This is a genomic window from Pseudoalteromonas sp. GW168-MNA-CIBAN-0100 (genome assembly GCF_040309225.1).
GTDB lineage: Bacteria > Pseudomonadota > Gammaproteobacteria > Enterobacterales > Alteromonadaceae > Pseudoalteromonas > Pseudoalteromonas arctica.
On the sequence record NZ_JBEOOL010000089.1, the window covers coordinates 1 to 576 of the forward strand.

Here is a 576-nt window from a genome sequence, read left to right on the forward strand (position 1 = left end):
ACTCTCTGGTGCAGAAGGATGGGAAGATATTGAAGACTTTGGGCACCTAAAGCTTGATTGGTTAAAAAAATACGGCACGTTCAACGCAGGAATTCCAAAACATGACACGATTGCTCGCGTCATGTGTCGGTTAAAAGCAAATGAAATAGAAAGGGCATTTCAATCTTGGATATCATCACTGATTGAAACTACAGGTGCAGATATCATCGCTATCGATGGCAAAACCGCACGGCGTTCATTTACCACAAAAGACAGAAAAAGCGCCTTACACACGGTCAGTGCATGGAGTTGCCAACACCAGTTAGTGCTTGGGCAGACGGCTGTTGATAATAAAACAAATGAAATCACCGCAATACCAGAATTACTCACCCTGCTCGATATTGAAAACAGTATCATTACGTTAGATGCGATGGGATGCCAACAAGAAATAGCAAAACAAGTCATCCAACAAAAAGCAGATTATATTCTTGCACTTAAAGGTAATCATTCAGGCATGCAAAAGGAACTAGAAGCGTGGTGGCACAAGTGCGAGCGTGAAAGGTTAACTCAGCATAATTGTGATGAACATACCGAAAT

Annotated in this window: 1 protein-coding gene; it reads left to right on the forward strand. The window is 41.8% G+C overall.

Annotation, left to right across the window (positions count from 1 at the left end; translation table 11 throughout):
- Window positions 1-576 (forward strand): ISAs1 family transposase (locus tag AAEY62_RS20140; RefSeq protein WP_350635933.1); only part of this gene is annotated, 576 nt, incomplete at both ends.